Genomic DNA, 6433 nt, shown 5'->3' with positions numbered 1-6433 from the left:
AGGCGAGCTCGTCGCCCTCGGCGAGCTCGACCTCGGAGCAGACGAAGGCCTCGGCGAGCATGTCCTCGGCACCACGGACGAGCTCGAGCTGCTCGGCCGGCAGCGTGAGCACGCAGCGGGTGGCCTGGCTCGTCTTCTCGGAGACGGTGCCGGCGGCAAGGGCGGCCTCATTGGCCTTAGTGAAGGCGCCGCGGGCCTCGAGCATCACGTTGTACTCGGGGAGTAGCTCCTCGACCTGCTCGTGGGTGAGCGGGGCCTGCCACCAGTCAAGCAGGGCGGCGAACTGCTGGCCGTCACGGGCGCTCTCGGGCAGGTGCGCCATGACCTCGTCGGTCGTGAAGGCAAGGATCGGCTGGAGGTCGCGCAGCAGCATCTCGAGCAGGTAGTACCAGCAGGTCTGGGCGCTGCGGCGGCTCCTGGCCTCGGGCTCGTCGCAGTACATGCGGTCCTTGGTGGCGTTGAGGTAGCCGTTGGACAGCTCGGTCACGACGAAGTCGTAGAGCGCGCGGTAGACCTGGTAGAAGCGGTAGCCGGCGTAGGCCTCGCTGACCTTCTCGTGCATCTCGCAGGCGCGAGCCAGCACGAGGCGATCGTAGCTCTCCATCTCGTCGACCGGCACGAGGTCGGTCGCGGGGTCGAACTGGCCCTCGAGCTCGCCCAGCAGGAAGCGGAACGTGTTGCGGAAGCGGCGATAGGCGTCGGAGGTGCGGGCGAGGATCTCGTGGTCGACGGCCACGTCATAGCTCGTGTCGGTCGAGGCGACCCACAGGCGCAGGATGTCGGCGCCCATCTCGTCGCAGACCTTGTTGGGGTCGATGACGTTGCCGAGCGACTTGCTCATCTTGCGGCCCTGGCCGTCGAGCGTGAAGCCCTGGGAGACGACCGCCTTGTAGGGAGGCTCACCGTTGGCGCCCACCGAGGTGAGCAGCGAGCTGTGGAACCAGCCGCGGTGCTGGTCGGAGCCCTCGAGGTACATGTCGGCCGGGTAGCGCAGCTCGTCGCGGTACTCGCAGACGGCCTTCCAGGAGACGCCGGAGTCCCACCAGACGTCGAGGATGTCCTTGTTGGCCTTGAGGTTGTGGCCGCCGCACTTGGTGCAGGTGCAGGCCTCGCCCAGGTAGCTGGCCGGCTCGTCGGTGAACCAGGCGTCGGAGCCCTTCTCGTGGAAGAGCTTGATGACGGCGTCGAGCGTGGCGTCGTTCATGACGGTCTCGCCGCAGTCCTGGCACGTGAAGCTCGGGATGGGCACGCCCCAGTTGCGCTGGCGCGAGATGCACCAGTCAGGACGACCCTCGACCATGGCGTGGATGCGGTTCTGGGCGCGGGCCGGGTACCAGTTGACCTTGTGCTCGATGGCATCGAGCGCCTGGCCGCGCAGGTCGGTCTTGTCCATGGAGACGAACCACTGGTCGGTAGCGCGGAACAGCACCGGCTGGTGGCAGCGCCAGCAGTGCGGGTAGCTGTGCGTGATCTTCTTCTCGGCCACGAGCGTGCCGCGCTCGCGCAGGAACTCGATGACGTGGGGGTTGGCCTCGTCGGTGTCCATGCCGGAGAACGGGCCGCCGGTGCCAAACTCGTCGCCCACGTAGAACTTGCCGTCATCGTCGACGGGCATGCAGATGTCCATGCCCTCCTTGACGCAGACGTAGTAGTCGTCGGCGCCGTGGCCGGGCGAGTTGTGGACGATGCCGGTGCCGTCGTCGACACCAACGTAGTCGGCGAGCAGGGCGACGCCCTCGACGCCGTCAAAGACGGGCTGCTTGTAGTGGAGGTGGTAGAAGGTCTCGGCGGGGACCACATAGGGCTCGCCGTTCACCTGGACGGGGGTGTAGTCCCAGCCAAACTCCTCGCAGCACTTGGGCGCGAGGGCCTCGAGCATGACCTCGGCGCGGCCATCGTGCTCGACGGCGACGTAGGACTCGCCGGGCTTGAGGGAGACGGCCTGGTCGGACGGGATGGTCCAGGGGGTCGTCGTCCAGATGATGAAGTCGACGGGGCCGTCGAACGACTCGAGGCCGGCCGGCTTGCTCGTGAGCTCGAAGCGCACGAAGATCGAGGGGCTCGTCTCGTCGCCGTACTCGATCTCTGCCTCGGCAAGGGCCGTGTGGCAGTGCTTGCACCAGTGCACCGGCTTGCGGCCGCGGTAGATCATGCCCTTGTCGAACATGGCCTTGAAGACCTCGATGTCGGCGGCGTCGTGCTGGTGGTAGAGGGTGAGGTAGGGGTGGTCCCAGTCACCGAGGACGCCCAGGCGACGGAAGCCCGACTTCTGCAGCTCGATGTTCTCGACGGCGAACTTGTTGCACATCTCGCGGATCTCGGCGGTGGGCATCTCGTTGAACTTGGCGGTGCCGACCTTCTCCTCGACCTTGTGCTCGATGGGCTGGCCGTGGCAATCCCAACCCGGGACGTAGGGGACGTCGCGGCCCTGCATCATCCAGTAGCGGTTGATGGTGTCCTTGGAGACCTTGTTCATGGCGTGGCCGATGTGGATCGGGCCGTTGGCGTAGGGAGGGCCGTCGTGCAGCACGAACTTGTCGTGGCCGGCGTTCTTCTTGCGCGCCATCTCGTAGACGTTGTTCTCGCGCCACACCTTGAGGCGCTCGGGCTCGCGCGTCGCGAGGCTTGCCCTCATGGGGAAGCTCGTCGACGGGAGGTTCATCGACTTCTTGTACTCGTTTGCCATTGCCTAGCCTCTTGCTCCTTTCGCGGGGCCTCTCCCCGCATCCGCCGAGCGCCCGTGAGCCTTGGGGCCTGTGGCCCGTCCGCGCACGAAAAAAGCGCCCGCCCCGACCGCCGGGACGAAGCGCTCTAGAACGGCTGCATGCCGCGTGCGTTTCGCTAACCACCCAGCGGGCGAGAAACTCGCCTTACTCGGCTGGCCTGTGACGACGGCCATGTCCGGTGACGCCTACTGGGACGCTCGCGCGCCCGTTGGGGCCACAGCTCCGGGGTGATATTCGAACGGACGCAGCCGCGGGCTCCCACCATCCCCGCTCGCTTTGAACCTGCGCGGACCGCCTACTCGTCCCCATCACAGCTTTTCGAGTGCCCATAGTACCACGGACGCACCCGAATACACTTTCAGCGACAACAAATGCACGTTACGCACCGTGTCGAGACGAACCGGCCGGGAGGGGTTGGGAGCTTCTCTCGAACGTCCTCGACCGGCTACGTCGGTCTGCGGAATGTTCTTCGCGAAGCCCCAACCCCTCCCTACCCGCGTCTCACTTCCGACCAAAACAAATGAATGAAATAAGCCTCACCAGAGAGAAAGCCCTCGTTTATAGTAAGGGCATTCCAACACCCCAAACCTTAAATAATTCGCGGTCCCGCGCCCTACCCGGCTTCGCGCCCCTCGAACGCATCGGAGTCGCTACAAGAAGGAAGGCCCCAGGGCCTCACGCAGAGCATTCCGCAGCCCGGCTCTGCCGGGCGAGGACGCTCAAGTGAGGCCCTGGGGCCTTCCATGGCTCGCTAAAAGTGACGCTACTCAGTCTTCGGAAGGTTGGGCGCGAAGCCGTCGTCGCGGGTGAACATGTTCATGAACTCCTCGCCCGTGATCGTCTCCTTCTTCTGCAGGTAATGCGCGATCTCGTGCAACTTGAAGCGGTGCGCCTTGAGGGTGTTAAGGGCCTGCTGGTGGCCCTCCTCCACGAGGCGCTGAACCTCGGCGTCGATCTGCTGCGCGGTGCCCTCGGAGCAGGTGAGCTCGGCGCCGCCGCCCAGGTAGCGGTTGCGCTGCTGGCCCAGGGCAACCATGCCGAACTTGTCGGACATGCCGTACTGGGTCACCATGGCGCGGGCGATGCTCGTGGCCTTTTCGATGTCGTTGCTGGCACCCGTGGTCATCTCGCCAAAGATGAGCTCCTCGGCGGCGCGGCCGCCGCACAGGACGGCGATCTTGTTCTTGGCCTCCTGGCGGGTCGTGAGGAAGTGCTCGTCCTCCTCGACCTGCATGGTGAAGCCTAGGGCGCCCGAGGTGCGCGGCACGATCGTGATCTTGGAAACTGGCGCCGAGCCCTTCTGGGCAGCCGCCACGATGGCGTGGCCCGTCTCGTGGTAGGAGACGACGTCCTTCTCGTGCTCGGAGAGGACCGTGGACTTCTTCTTCTCGCCGGCGATGACGACGTCGACGCTCTCGACGAGGTCCTCCTGCGTCACGCGCTTGCGGCCAAAGCGCACCGCACGCAGGGCGCTCTCGTTGATGATGTTGGCGAGGTCGGCGCCCGAGGCGCCGGGGGTCGAGCGGGCGATGACGCCCAGGTCGATGCCGCCCTCCATCTTGACGTCGTTGGCGTGGATCTTGAGGATGGCCTCGCGGCCCGCGAGGTCGGGCAGCTCGACGGGGATGCGGCGGTCGAAGCGCCCAGGGCGCAGCAGCGCCTGGTCGAGCGACTCGGGGCGGTTGGTCGCGGCGAGCACGACGATGCCCTTCTGGTTATCGAAGCCGTCCATCTCGGAGAGGAGCTGGTTCAGGGTCTGCTCGCGCTCGTCGTTGGAGTTAAGCGAGCCGTCGCGCTTCTTGCCCACGGCGTCGATCTCGTCGATGAAAATGATGCAGGGAGCCTTCTCCTTGGCCTGCTTGAACAGGTCGCGCACCTTGGCGGCGCCGCGGCCGACGAACATCTCGACGAACTCGGAGCCCGCGATCTGGAAGAAGGGCACGCCGGCCTCACCGGCGACGGCCTTGGCAAGCAGCGTCTTGCCCGTGCCCGGAGGACCCACGAGCAACGCGCCGCGCGGGCAGCGGGCGCCGATGGCGGTGTACTTGTCGGGGTTCTTGAGGAAGCTCACGATCTCCTCGAGCGACTCCTTGGCCTCGTCCTGGCCGGCGACGTCGGCGAACTTGACGCCCGTCTCCTCGCCCTTGACCTCCTTGGCGTGGCTCTTGCCCAGGCCTCCGCCCATGCCAAAGCCGCCGCCCCCGCCAAAGTTCATCGACGGGGAGTCTCCCATGGCCTTCTTCATGCGGCGGTTGAGCCAGATGCCGCCGACGATGGCGAGCAGTATGGGCAGGCCGTAGACCAGCAGCAGGTAGGTCCATATGCCGGAGCTCTGATCGGCGATCTGGGCCGAGTAGGTCACACCGTGCTTGTTGAGGCGCTCGGCCAGCGAGTCGTCGCTCGGCCACTCGTTGGTGCGGTAGGTGGTGTTGGAGTCGCCCTTGGCGGTGAAGGTGATCTTGCCCGAGCTCGTGTCGAGCGAGACCTCGTCGACCTTGTCGGCGTCCACCATGTCGATGAACTCGCTGTAGCTCACGTCGCTGACCGTGGCGCGCTCGATGCTCGGGTACACGACCGAGTTGAGTGCGACGATGGCCGCGATCGCGATGATCACGTACAGAATCATCGACTGTCGTTTCTTCTTGTTATCCATCCCTCGTCCTTGCGTCGAGACGCGGGGGCAACGCCGCCAGCGGGCGCGCCCCCGAATCGTGTAGTTGCAAGGATACCCAAGTGCCTCCGGTTAATTCAAAGGCGAGACAAACCCCGCAGACCCTCCCCGTTCGGGCAGGTCGCCGCAGCGGTAGGCGTCGAGCAGGGCCGTGAGGTCATCGATCTGGGCGCGGATGTGCGATCCGGTGTCAGTGTCGGCGACGATGAGGGGGCGGTCGTTGACCTCGAGCTGGTCGTCGTCGGAGTAGATGTCGCCCCCGTCGGCCACCACGTCGTCGATGTCCGCGTAGGGAAGGTGCGCCTTGATGCGCATGCCCTGGGCGTCGACGATGAGCGTGTAGCCGGCGATGCCGGTCTTGGAGTGGTAGGCGCGGCAGAAGCCGCCGTCGATGACCAGGCGCCTGCCGCCGCCGCGCACCGGGCTCTCGCCACTCCTGCGCGAGACGGGCGTGTGCCCGTTCACGATGTGGCAGGCGGGGCCACAGAGGCCAAACTCCGCGAGTACGTGCTCGCAAGCGTCGGCGCGGCACGCAAGCTCGAAGTAGGGGTCGTCCTGCTCGGCCCAGGTGGAGCGGTCGCGCACGAAGGTGCGCTCGAAGGTCTTGATGGTACGGCCGCACAGGGGCGAGTCGAGCCCGCACCACAGGTACCACATCCAGTCGAGGGCCTCGGGTGTGCGCTCGTGCCAGGCGATGCGCGCCATGCGGTCGCAGGCGTCGAGGTAGGCGCGGCCAGCGAGGTGCCTGCCGGCGATGCGCACCGGACGGAAGCTCCCGTCGGCGCGCATGGGCACGCAGCCGTGGAACAGCAGGTTTCCGTTGTAGGTGAGGTAGACCGAGCCGTGCTCGTAGAGGAAGTCGACGTGGCGGCGCAGGCGGCGGCTCGAGGTGAAGCTTTCGACGAGGCCGTCGACGACGCGCCTCTCCCCTGCCGTGAGCTCGTAGGGTCGGGCGGGGTCGAGCGTGGGGAAGTCGCTGGTGGAGAGCTCGTACGTGGAGCCGTCGATGCGGACGGTGCCCGCCTGCAGGTCGACG

General features: G+C 66.4%; 3 protein-coding genes. All 3 read right to left on the bottom strand.

Annotated elements, in window-relative coordinates; translation table 11 throughout:
• Window positions 1-2686: isoleucine--tRNA ligase (gene ileS, locus AC1VTH_RS05695; RefSeq protein WP_481335180.1), on the bottom strand; the 2686-nt coding region annotated here is incomplete at its 3' end.
• An 803-nt stretch (window positions 2687-3489) separates the two neighbouring features.
• The gene (gene ftsH, locus AC1VTH_RS05690) at window positions 3490-5379 is read right to left on the bottom strand and encodes an ATP-dependent zinc metalloprotease FtsH (RefSeq protein WP_293672843.1); all 1890 of its coding nucleotides are present in this window, start codon (window positions 5377-5379) and stop codon (window positions 3490-3492) included.
• A gap of 90 nt (window positions 5380-5469) precedes the next feature.
• Window positions 5470-6433 (bottom strand): fructose-bisphosphatase class III (locus tag AC1VTH_RS05685; RefSeq protein WP_481335178.1); only part of this gene is annotated, 964 nt, incomplete at its 5' end.

Source organism: Parolsenella sp. (assembly GCF_982402205.1).
This window is presented reverse-complemented; position numbering and strand designations above follow the sequence as displayed.

What these genes read in the sequence shown, in the direction of transcription:
- ftsH (WP_293672843.1), bottom strand. Translation starts at nt 5,379, where the DNA reads ATGGATAACAAGAAGAAACGACAGTCGATGATTCTGTACGTGATCATC.